At 58.8% G+C, this 17,176-nt stretch carries 17 protein-coding genes; 12 read left to right on the forward strand and 5 right to left on the reverse strand.

Annotated elements, in window-relative coordinates; translation table 11 throughout:
- Positions 1-160 precede the first annotated feature (160 nt).
- Positions 161-709 carry a peroxiredoxin gene (locus INHI_RS0108475; RefSeq protein WP_014874581.1) on the forward strand — a complete coding sequence of 183 codons (549 nt, stop codon included), beginning with the start codon at positions 161-163 and terminating at the stop codon, positions 707-709.
- Between the two features lie 115 nt (positions 710-824).
- Here the strand turns inward: INHI_RS0108475 and INHI_RS0108480 are convergent, their stop codons facing one another.
- Entirely contained in the window at positions 825-1,898 is a 1,074-nt protein-coding gene (locus tag INHI_RS0108480) for a DUF6456 domain-containing protein (RefSeq protein WP_014874580.1), read from the reverse strand.
- A gap of 239 nt (positions 1,899-2,137) precedes the next feature.
- On the opposite strand from INHI_RS0108480, the gene INHI_RS0108485 reads away from it, so the two are divergent.
- The gene (locus INHI_RS0108485) at positions 2,138-2,434 is read left to right on the forward strand and encodes a DUF6477 family protein (protein ID WP_027247369.1); all 297 of its coding nucleotides are present in this window, start codon (positions 2,138-2,140) and stop codon (positions 2,432-2,434) included.
- Between the two features lie 100 nt (positions 2,435-2,534).
- On the opposite strand, the gene INHI_RS0108490 is transcribed toward INHI_RS0108485, so the two are convergent.
- A complete protein-coding gene (locus INHI_RS0108490) occupies positions 2,535-4,088 on the reverse strand; it encodes a trimethylamine methyltransferase family protein (RefSeq protein WP_014874579.1) in 1,554 nt (517 codons plus the stop codon).
- Positions 4,089-4,327: 239 nt separating this feature from the next.
- Between INHI_RS0108490 and guaA the strand changes: the two genes are divergently transcribed.
- The 9 genes from guaA (at position 4,328) to INHI_RS0108535 (ending at position 14,496) form a co-directional block, all read left to right on the forward strand.
- Positions 4,328-5,896, forward strand: a complete 1,569-nt coding sequence (guaA, locus tag INHI_RS0108495; RefSeq protein ID WP_027247370.1) for a glutamine-hydrolyzing GMP synthase — start codon at positions 4,328-4,330, stop codon at positions 5,894-5,896.
- Between the two features lie 143 nt (positions 5,897-6,039).
- Positions 6,040-7,620, forward strand: a complete 1,581-nt coding sequence (locus tag INHI_RS0108500; RefSeq protein WP_027247371.1) for a sulfotransferase family protein — start codon at positions 6,040-6,042, stop codon at positions 7,618-7,620.
- Positions 7,621-7,728: 108 nt separating this feature from the next.
- Positions 7,729-8,631, forward strand: coding sequence for a DMT family transporter (locus tag INHI_RS0108505; RefSeq protein WP_027247372.1), 903 nt, complete (start codon positions 7,729-7,731; stop codon positions 8,629-8,631).
- 107 nt (positions 8,632-8,738) lie between these two features.
- Positions 8,739-9,884, forward strand: coding sequence for an OmpP1/FadL family transporter (locus tag INHI_RS0108510; protein WP_027247373.1), 1,146 nt, complete (start codon positions 8,739-8,741; stop codon positions 9,882-9,884).
- A 200-nt stretch (positions 9,885-10,084) separates the two neighbouring features.
- Positions 10,085-10,948: a hypothetical protein gene (locus INHI_RS0108515; RefSeq protein WP_027247374.1), complete on the forward strand. Its 864-nt coding sequence runs from the start codon at positions 10,085-10,087 to the stop codon at positions 10,946-10,948.
- A gap of 107 nt (positions 10,949-11,055) precedes the next feature.
- Positions 11,056-11,973, forward strand: a complete 918-nt coding sequence (gene metA, locus INHI_RS0108520; protein ID WP_014874573.1) for a homoserine O-acetyltransferase MetA — start codon at positions 11,056-11,058, stop codon at positions 11,971-11,973.
- Complete coding sequence (locus INHI_RS0108525; RefSeq protein WP_027247375.1) at positions 11,963-12,955, forward strand: alpha/beta fold hydrolase; 993 nt, start codon at positions 11,963-11,965, stop codon at positions 12,953-12,955. Before metA ends, INHI_RS0108525 begins: the two co-directional genes overlap by 11 nt.
- A gap of 61 nt (positions 12,956-13,016) precedes the next feature.
- The gene (gene ppk2 / locus INHI_RS0108530) at positions 13,017-13,886 is read left to right on the forward strand and encodes a polyphosphate kinase 2 (protein WP_027247376.1); all 870 of its coding nucleotides are present in this window, start codon (positions 13,017-13,019) and stop codon (positions 13,884-13,886) included.
- A complete protein-coding gene (locus INHI_RS0108535) occupies positions 13,879-14,496 on the forward strand; it encodes a TetR/AcrR family transcriptional regulator (protein WP_014879920.1) in 618 nt (205 codons plus the stop codon). Before ppk2 ends, INHI_RS0108535 begins: the two co-directional genes overlap by 8 nt.
- A gap of 111 nt (positions 14,497-14,607) precedes the next feature.
- On the opposite strand, the gene rpsI is transcribed toward INHI_RS0108535, so the two are convergent.
- Both rpsI and rplM read right to left on the reverse strand, forming a co-directional pair.
- On the reverse strand, positions 14,608-15,093 hold the full coding sequence (gene rpsI / locus INHI_RS20460; protein ID WP_014874570.1) for a 30S ribosomal protein S9: 486 nt from the start codon (positions 15,091-15,093) through the stop codon (positions 14,608-14,610).
- Between the two features lie 5 nt (positions 15,094-15,098).
- Positions 15,099-15,557: a 50S ribosomal protein L13 gene (rplM, locus tag INHI_RS0108545; RefSeq protein WP_014874569.1), complete on the reverse strand. Its 459-nt coding sequence runs from the start codon at positions 15,555-15,557 to the stop codon at positions 15,099-15,101.
- A gap of 296 nt (positions 15,558-15,853) precedes the next feature.
- Between rplM and INHI_RS0108555 the strand changes: the two genes are divergently transcribed.
- Positions 15,854-16,378, forward strand: coding sequence for a hypothetical protein (locus tag INHI_RS0108555; protein WP_027247378.1), 525 nt, complete (start codon positions 15,854-15,856; stop codon positions 16,376-16,378).
- A 396-nt stretch (positions 16,379-16,774) separates the two neighbouring features.
- On the opposite strand, the gene INHI_RS21060 is transcribed toward INHI_RS0108555, so the two are convergent.
- Positions 16,775-17,062, reverse strand: coding sequence for a hypothetical protein (locus INHI_RS21060; RefSeq protein WP_123585456.1), 288 nt, complete (start codon positions 17,060-17,062; stop codon positions 16,775-16,777).
- Positions 17,063-17,176 lie beyond the last annotated feature (114 nt).

A 17,176-nucleotide genomic window follows, 5' to 3' on the forward strand; every position in this document is an offset into this window, starting at 1 on the left:
CGCATCGCTCTCGTTAAACGACGCGAATTGGCAGCCATCTAGACCGGATTCACATCCCATCAACCGCTGCGGCATTGCGCCCGTGAAAACCCCATTGCAGGTGATTTAGAACTCTTATAAATCACCGCGCGACGACGAATTGATCCTTAAGGAGCCGATGATGAAAGCTGGCGTAAAACTGCCCGACGTGACCTTCCGCACCCGTGTTCGCGACGAATCCGTGGGCGGCCCGAACCCGTTCCGCTGGGAAGACAAAACCACCGCCGACTATTTTGCCGGCAAGCGCGTTGTGCTGTTCTCCCTGCCCGGCGCCTTCACCCCCACCTGTTCGACCTATCAGCTGCCCGGTTTTGAAAAAGGCTTTGCCGATTTTCAGGCCGAAGGCATCGATGCGATCTACTGCATGTCGGTGAACGACAGCTTTGTGATGAACAAATGGGCCGAATCCCAGAACCTGAAAAACGTCGGCGTGATCCCCGATGGCTCCGGTGAATTCACCCGCCGTATCGGCATGTTGGTGGCCAAGGATAACCTGGGCTTTGGCAACCGTTCCTGGCGCTATGCGGCCATCGTCGACAATGGCGTGGTCGAAGCATGGTTCGAAGAGCCGGGCCTCTGCGACAACCATGGCGAAGACCCTTATGGTGTGTCCTCGCCGGAAACCGTTCTGGAGCACCTAAAGACCGCCAAGGCCGAGGTGGCCGCCTGATCCAGAGGGTCTGAGATACCGACCGATCCGCTGGATCCCGGTATCAGGCAAAGCGATGAAAAATCCAACCCGGCGCCCGATGGCGCCGGGTTTTTTTGTGACAAATACAACGGCTTCAGCCGATCAGCTCATCCTGAGCCTGCTGCGCATCATAGTGTAGTTTCAACTGCTGCAGAGCGATACGCAGCACCACCTTGCCGGAGCGGGCCGACCAGCCCAGCTGGCGTTCAGCGGCTTCCAGACCTTCGAGATGGCAACAACAGCGCATCACGATATCACTCAGCCCCTCGCCGAGCGCATTCAGCGCGGCGGCAGCTCGCTTTTTCGCCGCCGATGCGGCCTGTCCCGGCCGTCGGCGGCGGGGCGTAGTGGGACCGCAGTCCCCCTCGCGGAACTGTGCCGAGGTCTGCGCCAGATGCTCCGCCACCTGTGCCAGTTCGAAATCCTCGCGCAGACGCTCTCCCGCGCGCACCAGATCGGTGGTCAGAAACGGGGAGCCATCACGATCTGTCAGCCGCGCCAGCATATGCAGCGGCGTCTCCCCCAGCCCGTAGCGGGCGCGCCGGGGGCGCCGCCGGTTGCGGTTGGTTTTACGCGTCGCCAGGCTGGCGCTTTCCAGCCGCGACCGGGCGCGGTTTTCACGGCTGGCCACAAACTGGCTGAGCGCGCTGCGCCCCTCCGGTGTGATATGATAGCGGCTGAGCCGCCCCGGCGCCGGACAGGCGATCCAGTCGCGCAGCGCCAGTGCTTCTGCAAGGGTGCGATCCACAACGACCTTCTTGTCACCGCTTGCCGCCTCCCGCACGACCACCGCCTTCTCCATCCCGTCGGCCACAGCAAGGACCGCGCCCTGCGGGTTAAGACAGGTCAGAACTTCAACCGCCTCGCTCTCAAAGGCCTCGGCGCAGGCGGGCACGGTCCCCAACGCCAGCGCACGGGCTGACATCGGCCGGGGGCCGGGCATGTCTTCGGCATAGTGACTGGCCGCAAGCGACGCCAGCGCGCCATCAACCAGCGGATCATCGCGACGGGTTTCAACCCGTCGAACCTGTCGCAATACGGTAGACGGGTGGCAGCCCGCCTGTTTCGCAAGATTGCGGATCGAACGGCCCGCTTCAGTATGTTCAAGATATCGGCACGCCTCCTCAGGCACCCATTCCGGCAAGCCGGATACAGCCATAGTTTGCATTTTATCACCCCACATGTGATCATTCGAAACTATCCTCCCACGGGCCGTCTACGTGTTATCCACAGACACCACTCACCGTACTGGCCTGATTTTTCTGAATAGTCTCAGTCAGAACATCATTGGTTTCAAATTTTCATCAATCAATATCGAATAGACCGTTCGCCGAACCGCCCCCTTCGGCAACACCCGCAACAGTTGTGTTAAACAGCGCTATCAACGGAGCTGGAAAGGACATGACGATGCAGGATATCTTTGGTCATCTGGCCGCTTTGCGCCGCCCTCGGCTGTTGGTGCGGACAGCAAGGATCGGCGCCCGCGATTATAGCCGGCGGCGTGATCTGAAACGGGTGCTTGGGTACGGCACCTTGCCAAAGCCCGCAGCAGCCGTGATGCGGCTTCTGGATCTGGAGCGCGATCACAACCGCAGGCGTGAAACGGGAGATGCCGGATATTCGCTAACCCGCCACGTCGATGTGTTGATCGCCCTGATGGGCGAAGCAGAGGGGCTGCGCCGCCCCAATCTGAAAGCTGCCTGACCGGCAGGCGCGATGAAAACGCAAAACGGCGGCCCCAAGGGACCGCCGTCTGCAGCCGGCCTATGCCGACCGGTATCTGTTCAGATAAGAACCGCCGCTGTTACATGAACGCGTCAGGCATGGAGGCTTTCTTCTCGGCGACATAGGCTTCCAGCTTGCCCAGGATCTCAGGATCCAGCGGCGGTGCCTCATAGGCGTTCAGCAATGTCTCCACCCGATTGCTGGCCAGAGCAACCGTATCGCGCGCGCCTTCCTCTTCCCAGGTCTCGAACGGTTTGTAGTCCAAGAGGTCGGATTTCCAGAACGCGGTTTTGAAGTTGGCCTGCGTATGTTCGCAGCCCAGATAGTGGCCACCCGGACCAACTTCGCGGATCGCACCCATGGCCAGTGTGTCGTCGTCAACCGCGACCCCTTTGGCCAGACCATGCAGCGCGCCCAGCTGATCGGCATCCATCACGAATTTCTCAAAATCCGCGACCAGACCGCCCTCAAGCCAGCCACAGGAGTGCAGCTGGAAGTTTACGCCCGACAGCAGACCCATATTGAGCGAATTTGCGGTCTCGTAAGCGGCCTGTGCGTCGGGCAGTTTAGAGCCACAGAACGACCCGGAAGACCGGAACGGCAGCCCCAGACGTCGCGCCAACTGGCCAGCGCCATAGGTGATATGCGACGCCTCTGGCGTGCCAAAGGTGGGCGCACCGGAATTCATATCGATCGAGGTCACCATGGCACCAAAGATCACCGGCGCACCGGGGCGGATCAGCTGACTATAGGCGACACCGGCCAGAACTTCGGCCAGAACCTGAACCAGCGTCCCGGCGACAGACACCGGCGCCATCGCACCACCGACGATAAAGGGCGAGATGATGCAGGCCTGGTTATGTGCGGCATAGACTTCCAGCGCGCCCATCATCACATCGTCAAATGTCATTGGCGAGTTGATGTTGATCAGCGAGGTCATCACGGTGTTGTCGCGCACGAAATCCTTGCCAAACAGGATTTCGCACATTTCGATGGAATCCTGCGCCCGGCTAGGTTCGGTGACCGATCCCATGAAGGGTTTATCGCTCAGCGTCATATGCGCCATCAGCATATCGAGATGACGTTTGTTCACCGGTACATCGGTCGGCTCACAAACGGTGCCACCGGAATGGTGCAGCCATTTGGACATATAGCCCAGCTTCACGAATTTCTGAAAATCATCCAGCGTCGCATAGCGGCGACCGCCTTTGGCATCGCGCACAAACGGCGGGCCGTAGACTGGCGCCAGCACCATGTTCTTGCCACCGACAACCACGGATTTTTCCGGGTTCCGAGCGTGCTGGGTGAATTCGGACGGGGCGGTTTTGCACAGTTCGCGGGCCAGACCGCGGGGAATGCGCACGCGCTCGCCATCGATGGTGGCGCCAGCCGCACGCCAGCGTTCCAGCGCGGCGGGGTTGTTCACGAAGTTGACGCCCACCTCTTCGAGGATGGTTTCGGCGTTGGCTTCGATGGCCTGCAGCGCTTCTTCGCCCAGCACCTCAAAGTTCGGGATATTGCGCTCAATGTATTTTGCGGTGTCGATCTTGACGCCGGTACGTTCTGCGCGACGGGCGGCACCACCGCCTCCACGTGCGCGACGGCGCGGTGCTGCTGGAGCTGCTTCTGTCATGGTTTTTCCTCACCACAGGCATTTCGTTGCGACTGTGATTATATCGCTCAGACAAAAGGCCGCCGCAGGATTACGGCCATTGAAGTTGAAAAGCGACATTCCCGACAGGTTTCTCGCGAAAACGGCCGGGATTTTGGCTCTGCCACCGGTGCAGTGGCAGCACGCGGCAGATAGCGCAAACGCACTCTGCGGCGCGAAAATCCCTTGCGAATTCTGCGCCACTGCCCTATGGCGCGTGCATGACAGAGACATCCCACGACAGCCTTCTCATCATCGACTTTGGCAGCCAGGTGACGCAGCTGATCGCGCGCCGCCTTCGCGAGCTGAATGTCTATTGCGAAATCCATCCCTATCAGAATGTCACTATGGACTTTGTGCGCGAGATGGCGCCCAAGGCGGTGATTTTCTCCGGCGGACCCGACAGCGTGACCCGCGAGGGTAGCCCCCGTGCGCCACAGGAGATCTTTGATCTGGGCGTGCCGATCCTGGGCATCTGCTACGGCCAGCAGGTGATGATGCACCAGCTGGGTGGCAAGGTGCTGTCCGGCCATGGCACCGCCGAATTTGGTCGCGCCTATGTGACACCAACGGTCAGCAGCCTGCCCCTGCTGGATGGCTGGTTTGCCGATGACAGCGACCGCGAACAGGTCTGGATGAGCCACGGCGATCACGTCAGTGAGATTGCACCAGGGTTTGAGGTCTATGGCACCTCCCCCAATGCACCCTTCGCGATCACCGCAGATGTCAGCCGTAATTTCTACGCGGTGCAATTCCACCCTGAGGTACACCACACCCCGAACGGTGCCAAACTCTACGAAAATTTCGTAAAGATCGCCGACTTCACCGGTGACTGGACCATGGGCGCCTACCGCGAGCAGGCAATCCAGGCGATCCGCGATCAGGTCGGCGACAAGCAGGTCATCTGTGGTCTGTCCGGCGGCGTCGACAGCTCTGTTGCGGCGATCCTCATTCATGAGGCAATCGGCGATCAGCTGACTTGTGTGTTTGTGGACCATGGCCTGTTGCGCAAAAATGAGGCCGAAGAGGTCGTCACGATGTTCCGTGACAACTACAATATCCAGCTGATCCACGCGGATGAGCAGGAGTTGTTCCTGGGCGAGCTGGACGGTCAGTCGGACCCGGAAACCAAGCGCAAGATCATCGGCAAGCTGTTCATCGACGTGTTCCAGAAACACGCCAACACGATTGAAGGCGCCGAATTCCTGGCGCAGGGCACCCTGTACCCGGATGTGATTGAATCGGTGTCGTTCTCGGGCGGCCCGTCAGTCACCATCAAGTCGCACCACAATGTCGGTGGCCTGCCGGAAAAGATGGGCCTGAAGCTGGTGGAACCGCTGCGTGAGCTGTTCAAGGACGAAGTCCGCGCCCTGGGCCGCGAACTTGGCCTGCCTGCAAGCTTTATCGGCCGCCACCCCTTCCCCGGACCGGGCCTGGCAATCCGCTGCCCAGGCGAGATCACCCGCGAGAAGCTGGAGATTCTGCGCGAGGCGGATGCGATCTATATCGACCAGATCCGCAAACATGGTCTTTATGATGAAATCTGGCAGGCCTTTGTTGCGATCCTGCCCGTGCGCACGGTCGGCGTAATGGGCGACGGGCGCACCTATGACTATGCCTGTGCCCTGCGCGCGGTGACCTCTGTTGATGGCATGACGGCGGATTACTATCCGTTCAGCCACGACTTCCTCGGTGAAACCGCCACGCGGATCATCAATGAGGTGAAGGGGATCAACCGCTGCACCTATGACATCACCTCGAAGCCTCCGGGCACGATCGAGTGGGAATAAACCAGCACCCAGAACCCCGGCTCATGAGCCGGGGTTTTCTTTATAGAAGGCCCCGATTCAATCTAATTTTCACTGATGTTTTAACGATTTGAAAAACTCTCTCTGCGAGGTTTCGGTGAACCTCTATTGGGAGCATTTCCGGAATGATCATCTGCCATCCGCTCAAGCTAATTTTCATCAAAACGAAGAAGGTTGGCGGAACCTCGTTTGAAATCGCACTGTCCAGCTATTGCGATGACGACAGCATCATCACACCAATCAGCCCAAAGGATGACGAGAGCCGGAGAGAGTTGGGTTATCCCGGGCCTCAGAACCATCAAACCCAGACCTGGCCGGATGGAAATGAGGGCACGCAGGCTTTCTTCAATCATATGACCGCCGGGCAGATCCGCGCCGCTGTTCCACAGGATATCTGGGAGAGTTACACCAAGATCACGATCTGGCGTGACCCCTACGATGCGATTATCTCGCGCTACTACTGGGAGAGGATGGACAAACGCGATATTCCATTTGACCAGTTTGTCGGGCACTTCCGCAGCGTTTTGAGCGAGAACCGCCGCATCGCGCCACTGACTGGCCCGAACAGCCCCGACATCTTTCTGCGTTACGAGCATCTTGAGGAGGATGTCAACGCGCTGGGTATTGACGGCCTCTGGGCGCGGTTCTCCAGCCTGAGCGCCAAGGGCGAACTTCGCCCAAAACACGGCGCCGATCCGGCGACCGTCTTCGCCCAACACCCCGATACCGCTGATCTGATTGAGCAGGAAGCCGCGGATGAAATTGCCCGCTTCGGCTACGCCCGCCCGGTTGCAACGCCAGATCAGGTGACCCCCAACCGCACATCTGCCGCGATGTCTGGTCACCCGCCCTCAGGAAGCGGCGCCGCCCCCGGCCCGCGGCCTGATTTTATCTTCACCCTCTCTGCTGGGCGCACCGGCACGGCCTGGCTCGCACGTTTTCTCGGTGAGAATTTGAATATTCCATCGGTGCATGAGCCTTTTGGCCTGGATGACTATGGCACCCGCCTGCCCAGTATCGGCCATATGCGGCGCTTCAATACCTACGGCATGAACGGACCTATCTGCGATTTTTGGGAGGGCAAGCTTGGCGAGCTTCAAGCTCCCTATGCCGAAAGCAACCACACCTTGGGAAAATGCGGACTCATTGAGTCCCTTGTTGAGCATGGCCTTGCGCCTAGTAGCACCATCGTCGTTCTGCGCCGCGACTTAGCCAAACAGATCGCAAGTTACATCAACCGCAATGATTTCTTCAATATTACAGTCCCTTGGCAATGGTACCTGCATCCGACCTATCCCAACAAGATTGTGGATCCGACCCCTCTGAAGCATCTGGGAGATGTTGGCACCGCGATCTGGTATGCGTTGGAAATGGAGGCGCGATATGCTTACTATAAAGCTCTCTACGGTGATCAGCTCCACTTTGTAGAGACAACCTTGGAAGAGGCCACTACCCCAAATGGAGCGGCAAAATTGCTTCGGGCGCTGGGACACACACGGCACGCAAAACTACCGCCCAAGACGAATGCATCACCGCAAAATAATCATATAACTGATACGCTCATCGCTGAGGTAGAAACGCTGCTGTCACGAATAAATTTCAACGCAGAAGAGGCTGCCAAGGGCTTTATTCAGCGCGGAAACCGGCTCGATGTACCGGTCCCGCCACGCCAGGGTGGGACGATCGGGAAGGTTGCTGCCGAATAGCTGTCCCGGCATATCCGTGTCCCGGGACTGGACCGCGCGGCGAACATGGCTTGACCTAAGTTAAAAACTGCCCCCTTCTGCCCCGGAGAATGGCACGCGGGGGCGGTGATGGAACTGAACGACCGACCAATAGGCACGGCTGCGATTTGGATGATCGGAGCGATTGTCTCCTTCTCTGCCATGGCAATTGCCGGTCGAGAGGCAGGGTTGAGCCTCGACACGTTTGAGATCATGACCTACCGCAGCGCCGTTGGTCTGGTGATTGTGGTCGCGGTTCTGACCGCGACGGGCAGTTGGCGGCAGGTACGGCGGGACCGGCTTGGCCTGCATCTCATCCGCAATGCCGCGCATTTCACCGGGCAGAACCTCTGGTTTTTTGCTGTGACCCTGATCCCGCTGGCACAGGTTTTTGCGCTGGAATTCACCTCCCCGCTCTGGGTGCTGATGCTATCACCACTGCTGCTGGGCGAAGCTCTGACAAAACCCCGCGTGCTGGCGGCGGCTCTTGGTTTTATCGGCATTCTGATTGTCGCGCGCCCCAGTCCGGAGTCCCTGAACCTAGGCGTGATCGCGGCGGCCAGCTCTGCTGTCTTCTTCGCGCTCACGATCATGTTCACCAAGCGACTGACCCGGCATGAGCCGATCAGCTCCATCCTGCTGTGGCTGACCCTGATGCAACTGGGAATGGGTCTGGCGATATCTGGCTGGGACGGGGTGATTGCAATCCCAAATGCCGCAACGGCACTTTGGCTGCTGGTGATTGGCTGCGCAGGGTTGACTGCACATTTTTGCATGACCAAGGCGCTCGCAATTGCTCCGGCCACCGTTGTGGTGCCCATTGATTTCGCCCGCCTGCCGACCATCGCTGTAGCCGGAATGTTGATTTATGGTGAAGCGCTTAACCTCTGGATCCTGTTGGGCGCGGCGGTGATCTTCTGTGCGAACTACATCAATATTCTGGATGCGGCCGGGCGTCTGCGTGCGCATTCAGAACAACGAAGATCAGTCTGACTTTCTTGCCCTTGATTGCCTTTGCGTCAACATTGACCGAAAAATTCCCCCTTGCTAGCGTTTTCCAATGTTAAAACCAGACGCTCAAGTCTGGACAGGGAGGAACAATGAAACGCTATCTTGCAACGTCAGCGGCGCTGGCGCTGGCTTCCGGCTCCGCTATGGCCAGCGGTCTTGATCGGACCGGCCAGCCGATTGGCATCATCTTCGAAGAAGGCAGTTACGCCGAGTTTTCCGTGGCGACCTCATCCGTAGATCTGTCCGGCAATGACCGCGCCACCACCACCGTCGGCACCGCGGGTAACCCTTTTCAATCTGCGACCAGCGATGTCGGCGACCGCTTCAACATGTTTGGTGCCGGTTACAAGCGGGACATCAACGAGCAGCTGTCCTTCGCAGTGATCTTCGATCAGCCGTGGGGCGTCGACGTGAATTACCCGGTTGGAAGCTCGCTCCTTTTGGGCGGCACCACGGCAGTGGCGGATTCTAACGCAATCACTGCACTTGTTCGTTACAAGTTTAACGACAACTTCAGCGTTCATGGCGGCATTCGTTACCAAGAGATTGACGGCGCGATTAACCTGGCGGGCGGCGCCTATTCCTCTATCGGCAGCCAATATAACGTGAAGGTCAACAAGGACGGTGCATTTGGCTGGGTCGCGGGCGTTGCCTATGAAATCCCAGAAATCGCCCTGCGCGCGGCACTGACCTACAGCTCCGAAATCGAGCATGATTTCAACCTGAACGAAACCTTTGCCAATGGCGTCTCAGTAGGAACATCGACCAAGACCAAGACACCGCAGTCGGTCAACTTGGACCTTCAAACGGGCATTGCCGAAGACACGCTGCTGTTTGGCGGCATTCGCTGGGCAGAGCACAGCGTCACCAACTTGGTTGTGCCGGGCCTCAGCGGTCAGGCCGGTCGCACCGTAGACCTGATCGACCTTGATGACTCGGTCACCTACACCCTTGGCGTGGGTCGCAAATTCAACGAGAACTGGTCTGGTTCGCTTGCGGTAATCTATGCAGATGTTGATGGCGACAACCTTGTCTCACCGCTCGCACCCACGCACGGCTATGAGGCAATCCGCCTTGGCGTGCAGTACACTCAGGACAAGATGAAGATCTCTGCCGGTATCCGCTATACCAGACTGGGTGACGCAATTGCCGCGCCCGGTGGTGCTGTGGGCGTCGCGAACTTTCGCGACAACGATGCTGTCAGCTTTGGCCTGAAGGTCGGCTATAGCTTCTGATCCTGGCGTAAAACCTGCGTGCGCTTACAGGCCGCGCTGTAACAAAGACAGGGCCAGAACCAGCTTTGCCCCCGCACCCATGGTGCGGGGGTTTTTCATGTCACGACCTCGCCTCAGCGCGCCATCTGCGGGCGCTGCCGATTGACCCACGCGACATTGCTCAGTAGCAAGGCAAGGAACCAACAGGGACCGGATTTCAAATGCTCTATTCGTCTGCCGAAGAGTGGCGTAAGGTGCCGCATAAGCGGGTTTTGTTCTTTGGCATGTCCGGTCTGGGCAAGACCTATATCAGCAACATCCTGCGCGGTGCGGGCAGCTGGTTTCACTACTCTATTGATTACCGCATCGGTACCCGCTACATGGGCGAATATATCGCCGACAATGCCAAGGCAGAGGCGATGAAGGTGCCGTTTCTGCGCGATCTTCTGTTGTCTGACTCGATCTACATCGGCTCCAATATCAGCTTTGAGAACCTGACACCGGTGGCGTCCTATCTAGGCAAGCCCGGCAATCCGGCCAAGGGCGGGCTGGCAATGCAGGAATATACCCGCCGTCAGGACCAGTTCCGCACCGCTGAGCTGAACGCGCTGCGCGATACTGGCTATTTCATCGACCGCGCTGCGCGGCTCTATGACTATCCGAACTTCATCTGCGACACCGGTGGCAGCATCTGCGAATGGGTCGATGCAAGCGAGCCCAACGACCCTTTGCTGACAGAGCTGTCGCAGCACACGCTGATGGTCTGGATCAAGGGCGACGAAGCCCATACCCAAGAGCTGATCCGCCGGTTCGACCGCGCGCCGAAACCCATGGCCTATGAACCGGCCTTCCTCGCCCGGGTCTGGCAAGAGTATCTAAAGGAAAACACCCTATCAGAGGCCGATGTGGATCCTGATAGTTTCATTCGCTGGACCTATGCGCAGGCGCTCGCCCATCGCCAGCCCCGCTATGCTGCGATGGCCGAAAAATGGGGCGTCACGGTAACAGCAGATCAGATTTCGGGCATCCGCACCGAGGCTGATTTCACAGACGTGATCGCGGGCGCTCTTGAGGCGCGCGGCTAGGCCTTCTACATCACGAGGGCCGGATACAGGCCACCCCCCGGGGATTTGCTCCGGGTCAGAACGAGCCCGACCAGTATGGACGGGACAAACACACCAAAGGACACGATATGCCGATCAAGATCCCTTCAGACCTCCCCGCCTATGACGTTCTCACGAACGAAGGCGTGATGGTCATGTCGCCGGATCAGGCGGCCCGTCAGGACATTCGCCCGCTGCGCATCGGCCTGTTGAACTTGATGCCGAAGAAGATCCAGACCGAGAACCAGTTTGCCCGGCTGATCGGCGCGACGCCCTTGCAGATCGACCTATCGCTGATCCGCATGACGGAGCATCAGACCCGCAATACCGCGGCCGAGCATATGGCCGAATTCTACCGTCCCTTTCAGGAAATCAAGGATCAGCGCTTTGACGGGTTGATCATCACCGGCGCGCCGATTGAACATCTTGAGTTCGAGGACGTCACCTATTGGGATGAGCTGTGCGAGGTCTTTGACTGGACCCAGACCAATGTGCATTCCACCTTTGGCGTCTGCTGGGGCGGCATGGCGATGATCAACTACTTCCACGGGGTGAAGAAACACCTCTTGGATCACAAGGTCTTTGGCTGTTTCCGGCACCAGAACCTCGACCCTGCCTCGCCCTATCTGCGGGGATTTTCGGATGATTGCGTTATTCCGGTGTCGCGCTGGACCGAAATTCGCCAATCCGAGATCGACGCGCGGCCCGGACTGCGCAGCCTTCTGGGCAGTCAGGATGCCGGCCCCTGCCTGATCGAGGATCCGAGTCACCGCGCGCTCTATATCTTCAATCATTTTGAATACGATAGTGATACGCTGAAACAGGAATATGACCGCGACGTGGCCAGCGGGACGCCGATCAACGTGCCGATGAATTACTATCCGGATGATGATCCCAGCCGCAAACCGCAAAACAGATGGCGCAGCCATGCGCATCTTCTTTATGGCAACTGGATCAATGATATCTATCAATCCACCCCCTTCGACATGGCTGAGATTGGGCGTTAAGGGTGTGGTGACCGCCGGGCTGGTTCTGGCGCTTGGCGTTGGTGTGACACTGTGGCGGGCCACTACGCGTGAGGCTGAGGCGGTGTCGGCCTACCCGCCGCAGGGCACATTTGTGACCGTTGAAGGGCAGCAGGTGCACCTGCTGGATCTGGGACAGCCCGCCGCCCTGCCCGCAGGCGCACGCGCGCCGGATCTGGTGCTGATACATGGCGCCAGCGGTCATATCCGTGATATGACCTTTCGCCTCGCGCCAACCCTCAGCGACCGCTACCGGGTGATCATCGTCGATCGACCCGGACTGGGCTACAGTGACCGCACCCGCGGCGCACAAGCCTCGCTGAGCAGGCAAGCCGCCCTGATCCGTGGCGCGGTTGCCGAATTAGGGGCGAAGCGCCCAATCGTACTGGGGCAAAGCTACGGCGGCGGTGTTGCACTGGCCTGGGCGCTGGATGCGCCGGAGAGCCTCTCTGCCCTCGTCACCGTCGGTGCGGTCTCGCATCCCTGGCCAACCCCGCTCAGCACATTTTACAAGATTACCTCCTCACCGCTGGGTCAACGGCTGGCCGTCCCGGTGCTGACCGCCTATGTGCCGGAGACCACCATTCGCGATACGCTGACTGAGGTCTTTGCCCCGCAGCCCGTTCCGGCGGGGTATTTTGAGCATTTCGGCCCGGGTTTAACCCTGCGCCGCTCCGCCCTGCGGGCCAATGCCCGCCAGCGCGCTGACCTTCTGGCGGAAATCAAGATGATGGCGCCCCGCTACAGCGCCCTTCGCCTGCCCATTGAGGCGGTACATGGCAGTGCGGATACCACTGTCGGGCTGGATCTCCACGCGCGCCAGCTGGAACGCGATGTGCCCACGCTCAATCTCACGGTGCTGGAGGGGATCGGCCATATGCCGCATCAGGTCGCCACCGATGCGGTTGCTGCGGCGGTGGACCGGGCGGCAGCGCGGGCGGCAACGGCAGAGAATTTGCGTTAAAACGATTCACATTTCGCTGCAAAGCCCCATATAAGGGACAGAAGACAGAAGGAATTTTCGAATGCCCCTGCCCTTTGACGGTGCCATCAGCGCGTTTTACGAGACCGAAGCCCCGGATGAGATCCGCACCGCCCTCAAAGGCGCGGACAAGGACGATGTGCTGGATCCAGGCTTTCCCTATGACACGCGGATGGGCCGCAAGCACTATGACAAAGAAATGAAGCGCCTGCAGATCGAACTGGTGAAAATGCAGTCCTGGGTGCGCGCAACCGGCGCGCGGATTGCCATCATTTTCGAAGGACGCGATGCGGCTGGCAAGGGCGGCACCATCAAGCGGTTCCGGGAGAACCTGAACCCACGCGGCGCCCGCATCGTGGCCCTGTCCAAACCCAGCGAACGCGAACAGACGCAGTGGTATTTCCAGCGCTATATCACCCATCTGCCGTCGGCGGGTGAAATCGTTTTTTTTGATCGCAGCTGGTACAATCGCGGCGTGGTGGAGCCGGTTTTCGGCTTTTGCACCGACGGCCAGCGCGAACGGTTTTTCGATCAGGTCAACGGGTTTGAGGAGGCGCTGGTGGAGGACGGCATTCAGGTCTTCAAGATCTGGCTCAACGTCGGGCGCGCCGAGCAGCTGCGCCGGTTCCTGTCGCGCGAAACCGACCCGCTGAAACAATGGAAGCTCAGCCCGATCGACGTGAAGGGGCTGAGCCTCTGGCAGGAATACTCCACCGCCATCGCCGACACGCTGACGCGCAGTCATTCTGAACATGCGCCCTGGACTATCGTCCGCTCGGATGACAAGCGGCGCGCACGGCTGGCCGCCATCCGTCGGGTGCTGCACGCTATCGATTATGCCAACAAAGACGCCAAAGCGCTTGGCAATCTGGATGGTGCGATCTGTGGCGGACCGGATCTTTGGGATGCCTAAACGCGGATATCACCACGGCAACCTGCGTCAGGCGCTGGTCGAGGCCGCATTGCACCTGATCGAGGCGAAAGGCCCGACCGGTTTCACCCTATCGGAGGCGGCCAAACAGGCAGGCGTCACCCCGGCTGCGGTGTATCGTCATTTCAAGGGGCGCGAGGATCTGATCGCCGAGGCAGGCAGGCAGGGCTACATCATGTTTGCCGATCTGATGCAGCACGCCTATGACAAATATCAGCCGTCAGCGCTGGCCGCGTTTGAGGCCACAGGCCGGGCCTATCTTGCCTTTGCCCGCAAACATCCAGGCCATTACATCGCCATGTTTGAGAGCGGTATTTCCGTGAACCGCACGCCCGAACTGGCCGAGGCCGCCAATCGCGCCCGCGCCATTCTGGAACGCGCTGCGGCAGACCTAAGCAAGCATATCCCGGTTGAAAAACGCCCCCCTGCCTCGATGTTCTCGGCCCATATTCTGGCGATGAGCCATGGGGTGGTTGAGCTTTACGCGCGGAACTCACCCGGCGCGGCCTCGCCCTTCCCGCCCGAGGATCTGCTGGAAAGCGGCATCGGCATCTACTTGCGTGGGCTGGGCCTGATCGAACCGGATAGCTGACGCTGGCGGCAGGTGACACCTGCGCCGGCTGATGCAGTCCCCAAATGGTTCAGACATAGAAAAAGGCCGCAGATTGCTCTGCGGCCTTTTCCAATCCATGTGATCCAGCGATTAACGCTTGGAGAACTGGAACGAACGACGCGCTTTGCGGCGACCGAATTTCTTACGCTCAACGACACGGCTGTCGCGGGTCAGGAAGCCAGCAGCTTTCAACGCGCCACGCAGGGACGGGTTGTAGAGCTGCAGCGCCTTGGAGATGCCGTGCTTGACCGCACCGGCCTGACCGGAGAGGCCACCGCCCTTGACGGTTGCGTAGACGTCGAATTCGCCTTCGACACCGGCAACCTGGAACGGCTGGCGCAGAATCATCTGCAGCACAGGGCGTGCAAAATATGTGTTCAGCTCTTTACCGTTGACGGAGACCTTGCCGGAACCCGGCTTGATCCAGACGCGGGCAACCGCATCTTTCCGCTTGCCGGTTGCATAGGCACGACCCAGCTCGTCACGAACGGGTTCGCGCGAAATGGTTTCTTCGGCTACGGTTTCTACGCCTGCAACGGCGCCGAGCTCTTCGAGAGTGTTGATCTGATCAGCCATCGGTCTCAGCTCCGGGTGTTTTTCTTGTTCATGGATTTAACATCCAGAACCTCGGGGGACTGGGCTTCATGCGGGTGCTCGGCACTTGCATAGATGCGCAGGTTGGTCATCTGCTGGCGCGACAGGCGGTTGCCGGGCAGCATGCGCTTCACAGCCTGGTAGACCACGCGCTCAGGGTGCGCGCCTTCCAGAATTTGCTGTTTGGTGCGGGATTTGATGCCACCGGGGTGGCCGGTGTGCCAGTAGAAGTGCTCTTCGCGCTTCTTGCCGGTCATTTGGATTTTGTCAGCGTTGATCACGATGACATTGTCGCCCATATCCATGTGAGGAGTGAAGGACGGCTTGTGCTTACCACGCAGGCGCATGGCGACGATCGATGCAAGACGGCCCAGCACCACGCCTTCGGCGTCGATGATGATCCACTTCTTCTCGATGTCTGCCGGAGTAGCAGAGAAGGTTTTCATATCAGGTCAATCCTGTTTGACGTGAAGGGCACACCAAAGCAGTGCGCCCGAATTCGATGGACGGGGTTTACGGCAGGCCCGCGCATAGGTCAACACCTGCAAACCTGATTTAATTGTTTGAAAACAATGTCTTGAAAAATAGGTATGATAATACCCCAAATTTGGATGCCGCCCGATGCGCTGCAGCCCGACCAAAAAACCGCAGCTGTCGACGCGGAACAGGCCGACGTGCCTTTTCAGCCATTGTCTCACACGTTAAAGCTGCATCAGAAAGACAAATTATAGGATCTCATTACATGTTTCGAAAACTTGCTCTGGCTGGCGCCCTGCCGCTGGCCCTTGGTGCCTGTATGCAAAACGCCGAAGTTACCACTCCCCCGGTGACGGTGGCGCTCAAGAATCAAAGCACGACAGCGCCGCGCATTCAGGGCTACAAAGAGCTAACCTTCCGCACGCATGTCGTGCTGGACAAGGAAAAGATGAAGGCGACAGGCGGTCAGCCCAGCAGCGCCAACATGCGCGAGGTTGTTGGCGCCAGGTGCACAATCGAAAGCACCGAATTCAAGGCGACATTCATCACCCCGGCAAAAGTTAACGTGCCGGTGCTCAAACGCCGTCCGACCCCGGCTTATGTACAGTGCAACGCAGGCGAACAGTCCGGCCGGACCACGCTTAAGCCTGAGCTGAATGGCACAGTGGTTGGCGGTGCCTCGGCTGCAGGTCTTCTGGCGGCTGCCATTACTGCAGGTATCGCTGCAGGTCGCGACAACTGGTCGTTTATCGGTAACCACACCTCGGGCGTGTCGATCCTGGTCGAGTAACCGACCCCGTTGATCATGGTGTCATATATTAAAGGGGCTGGAATGTTCAGCCAGCCCTTTGCAATAAATGAGAAAATTAGAATTTCGGTTGGCCAGTTTCTGGCCAATCTACTCCCACAATAATAATAAGAAAAACCGGAACAACTGGGAGAACACCAGTGGGAAAAATCGCGCCAAGGTCAAACCAAACTTTCCACGCGGCAAGGTCAGCGGTTCTGGAGACGAGAAGACATACTTTGCCCTGCGCCCTCGGCGGGATGCATGCACAAATGGCGAATGCACGAACCATGGCAGGTCAGCGGCAGAGCATCCGAAGCTCTACCGTAAATCTGGCTGGACCGCCAAAGGAGCCAGCGCTGGAAGTGCAAAGCCTGCCTGACTTCGTTTTCGGTCGGATCACGCATACGCCGCCAAAAGCCAGGCAGTGCGAACAATGCTGTTCTGTGGATGATCATCAACGGCACACCAATCTCCAAGATCTGTGATTTCACAGGGCTGTCTGCGCGCGATGTCTATACGAAGATTGATTTCATCCATGATCGGGTGATTGATATCACCGCCCGTCGAGAAGGCCTCTTCGAATAGGTGGATTGGACCAAAGTCGGCCGACGGTTCGCCACGGATTCCCAGACGCTCCAACTCAATTGGCCAAACAAGAAGACGCGCGCGCAAATCGCGGTTCATCACCTATGCACCGCGCATGCCAATACTGGCTACATCATGGCTGCCCATGTTGGGCTGGATCCGGTGATGGAGCTTCCTGATATCGAAGCCTAGATGGTGGCCGCCGGTGATTTC

Source organism: Phaeobacter inhibens DSM 16374 (genome assembly GCF_000473105.1).
GTDB lineage: Bacteria > Pseudomonadota > Alphaproteobacteria > Rhodobacterales > Rhodobacteraceae > Phaeobacter > Phaeobacter inhibens.

Excerpts from the sequence above, each read along its gene's own strand:
- INHI_RS0108475 (WP_014874581.1), top strand. The coding sequence starts at position 161 with ATGAAAGCTGGCGTAAAACTGCCCGACGTGACCTTCCGCACCCGTGTT.
- INHI_RS0108480 (WP_014874580.1), bottom strand. The coding sequence starts at position 1,898 with ATGCAAACTATGGCTGTATCCGGCTTGCCGGAATGGGTGCCTGAGGAG.
- INHI_RS0108485 (WP_027247369.1), top strand. The coding sequence starts at position 2,138 with ATGCAGGATATCTTTGGTCATCTGGCCGCTTTGCGCCGCCCTCGGCTG.
- INHI_RS0108490 (WP_014874579.1), bottom strand. The coding sequence starts at position 4,088 with ATGACAGAAGCAGCTCCAGCAGCACCGCGCCGTCGCGCACGTGGAGGC.
- guaA (WP_027247370.1), top strand. The coding sequence starts at position 4,328 with ATGACAGAGACATCCCACGACAGCCTTCTCATCATCGACTTTGGCAGC.
- INHI_RS0108500 (WP_027247371.1), top strand. The coding sequence starts at position 6,040 with ATGATCATCTGCCATCCGCTCAAGCTAATTTTCATCAAAACGAAGAAG.
- INHI_RS0108505 (WP_027247372.1), top strand. The coding sequence starts at position 7,729 with ATGGAACTGAACGACCGACCAATAGGCACGGCTGCGATTTGGATGATC.
- INHI_RS0108510 (WP_027247373.1), top strand. The coding sequence starts at position 8,739 with ATGAAACGCTATCTTGCAACGTCAGCGGCGCTGGCGCTGGCTTCCGGC.
- INHI_RS0108515 (WP_027247374.1), top strand. The coding sequence starts at position 10,085 with ATGCTCTATTCGTCTGCCGAAGAGTGGCGTAAGGTGCCGCATAAGCGG.
- metA (WP_014874573.1), top strand. The coding sequence starts at position 11,056 with ATGCCGATCAAGATCCCTTCAGACCTCCCCGCCTATGACGTTCTCACG.
- ppk2 (WP_027247376.1), top strand. The coding sequence starts at position 13,017 with ATGCCCCTGCCCTTTGACGGTGCCATCAGCGCGTTTTACGAGACCGAA.
- INHI_RS0108535 (WP_014879920.1), top strand. The coding sequence starts at position 13,879 with ATGCCTAAACGCGGATATCACCACGGCAACCTGCGTCAGGCGCTGGTC.
- rpsI (WP_014874570.1), bottom strand. The coding sequence starts at position 15,093 with ATGGCTGATCAGATCAACACTCTCGAAGAGCTCGGCGCCGTTGCAGGC.
- rplM (WP_014874569.1), bottom strand. The coding sequence starts at position 15,557 with ATGAAAACCTTCTCTGCTACTCCGGCAGACATCGAGAAGAAGTGGATC.
- INHI_RS0108555 (WP_027247378.1), top strand. The coding sequence starts at position 15,854 with ATGTTTCGAAAACTTGCTCTGGCTGGCGCCCTGCCGCTGGCCCTTGGT.
- INHI_RS21060 (WP_123585456.1), bottom strand. The coding sequence starts at position 17,062 with ATGAACCGCGATTTGCGCGCGCGTCTTCTTGTTTGGCCAATTGAGTTG.